Origin of the sequence: Silvimonas sp. (assembly GCF_031291215.1) — a bacterium.
Classification (GTDB): domain Bacteria; phylum Pseudomonadota; class Gammaproteobacteria; order Burkholderiales; family Chitinibacteraceae; genus Silvimonas; species Silvimonas soli.
Genome location: NZ_JARLJK010000148.1, coordinates 1 through 2429, shown reverse-complemented (window position 1 = coordinate 2429; position 2429 = coordinate 1). Strand labels below are relative to the sequence as shown.

Sequence of the window (2429 nt, the reverse complement as noted above, 5' to 3'; positions counted from 1 at the left end):
GTGCAGCAAATCGACGCTGGCGCGACCATCGCGGGACGGTTTGTCATCGATTTCTAAGGACAATCTGAATGCAAGTTATTACATTGGGCCGCGTGAACGTACCTGCTGCTGGCACCCCTGTCCTGTTGTCTTCGCTCTTGACCACTGCCCAGAAGGCAATGCTGCCACCTTCTGGGCAGGTGGCCTCCATCACAGTTTGGCCTGATCCGGCAGCTACAGGCAAAGTACTGGTGAAGTGTCAAGGCCCAGGCCAGCCAAGCACCATCATTGCCGCTTTGCCGGTGCCCACAGGTGGGTATCCGGTGCCTTGGAGCACCCCTGGTGATCCGTCCCGCAACTCCATTAACTTTGCGCAGTTCTCACTGGATGCCATCACGAACGGTGACGGGGCTTATGTCAGTCTCGCAATAGCCTGAAAAAGAAGGGGACCCTGGGCAAGGGTCCCCCAGACTGCCCTGGAAAAGGCAGGTTCATATCACGTGTAGTGTGTTTAGGTGAAGGATTGGAATGACTGAGAAGAGTAGGACCCCAGTGAGAGAAGCCGGTGTCCCGGAAGAGAGTGGAACCACTTCCACGCTTAGTGTAACACGGCATGTCAAGCCGACTACGCGTACACTACGGCAGCGAGTCAACGAAGCATTGTTCGGCGATGGGTTGCGGCTGCGCGGGAACTACCTTGTACAGATATACTCTGATGGTCCGTTACCACGCTTATATTCTCCGGGCCACGAACCAATTTATCAATCGAACGTGGACCTGGAACAGATTGCGCAAAGCCTGGGGGTGTTCGCATGAATCTAGACATTGCAGTTAAATATGTCCAGAATGGCTTTGCCGTTATCCCACTGTTTGAAACGCAGGGGGATGGCTGTTCCTGCGGCAAATCCGGCTGCAAGGTGGGGAAGCACCCTCGTATTGCGGAATGGCAGCGTGCATCATGCGACGAAGGCACAGTCGCTGGCTGGTGGACCCGCTGGCCTCACGCGAACATAGGACTGCGGCTTGATGATCTGGCTGTGCTGGACGTGGACGGGCCGAGTGGTTTTGACTCCTTGGATGCACTCGAAAAACGGCATGAAATTTTGTTCGCAGGGGCCGAGCAACGAACCGGAAGCGGTGGCAAGCACTATCTGTTTCAGGCTGTGGAAGGCGTTGGAAAGCGCATCGGGTTCCGTACTGGGCTTGATTTCTTGACCGGCTCAAGCAGTTATATCGTGTGTGAACCAAGCCTCCACGCCAGCGGTGGCACCTATCACTGGGTGGACACGTTGAACCCGGCAAACGCGCACCGGGACAAATTATCCCTGACCCCTCCACCCGCGTGGCTGCTGGAAGCTATTGCCAAGCAGGCACCGAAGCCCGCATCCCGCGCCACGCGGCCCGCAGGGGAACGCGTACCGGCTGAACGCATCATGGCCAAGGCTCTGGAAAAGGCCAAAGCTGATGAAAGACGCAATGACGCAGGCATATGGTTCTTCTCTCAGCTTCGTGATAATCGGCATTCAAAAGAAGACGCGGAAAGAGTGCTTGAAGACTGGGTGAGCAAGGTTAATACTGCGGTGCCCGGAAAGCACAAATATACTCTTGAGGAAGCGACACTTAGCTTAGAGAGTGCATACCATCCTAAACGCGCTGTCCGTGACCCATGGCCGGAAGGTGAAAAGCCCAGCCAAGCGGACATCCTGCTCAAGCTGACTGATGACTTTGAGTATTTCAAGTCAGGCCCTGGGAACGATGGCTACGTGCGCATGGCTGTGGGTGACCACAAGGAAGTCTGGCGCGTAGACAGCAGAAGTCCCAAAGTCCGCGAAATTCTGACGCATCGCTTCCTAACCCAGCGCGGGCGCGCGCCCAGCCGTGAAGCATTGAACACCGTGATTGACACTGTGCTGGCCAAGTGCAGCATGGGTCCAAGGACTGCCGTGAATGTCCGTTTCGCACGCAGCCGTGAAGTGATCTATCTGGACATGGCTGATGACCAGTGGCGCGCTATCGAAGTGACCAAAGACGGCTGGCAAGTTGTGAAAGAGCCACCCGTATTGTTCAGACGTGGTGCTGGTGCCCGGCCCCTGCCCGTGCCCGTCAAAGGCGGGACGTTGGATTCGCTGCGGCCACTGCTGAACGCGGGCGATGATTCGCAGTGGTGTTTGATGATGTCCTGGCTGGTGGGCACGTTCTTACCTGATGGCGCATTTAGCCATTTGGTGCTGAACGGCGAACAGGGCAGCGCGAAGTCAACCACTGCGCTGGTTCTGTTGTCTATGCTGGACCCCAGTGACGCTGGACTTTCATCACCACCGAAAGACGAAGTGGATGCCACCGTGTCTGCAATGCACGCGGGCATCTTGGCCTATGACAACCTGTCCGGGTGCCGGGCTGAACTGGCAGACGTGTTTTGCAGGTTCAGCACTGGGCAGGGTTACCGCACG

Annotated in this window: 2 protein-coding genes; both read left to right on the top strand. The window is 56.7% G+C overall.

Annotated features, from left to right (window positions below; translation table 11 throughout):
• Positions 1 to 68: 68 nt before the first annotated feature.
• Entirely contained in the window at positions 69 to 416 is a 348-nt protein-coding gene (locus tag P4L78_RS21610; protein WP_309330666.1) for a hypothetical protein, read from the top strand.
• Between the two features lie 375 nt (positions 417 to 791).
• Positions 792 to 2429, top strand: a 1638-nt coding sequence (locus P4L78_RS21605) for a bifunctional DNA primase/polymerase (protein WP_309330664.1), incomplete at its 3' end; no start/stop codon positions are given.

Bases quoted from the DNA above. Each gene is read 5' to 3' on its own strand.
- P4L78_RS21610 (WP_309330666.1), top strand. From the start codon at position 69: ATGCAAGTTATTACATTGGGCCGCGTGAACGTACCTGCTGCTGGCACC.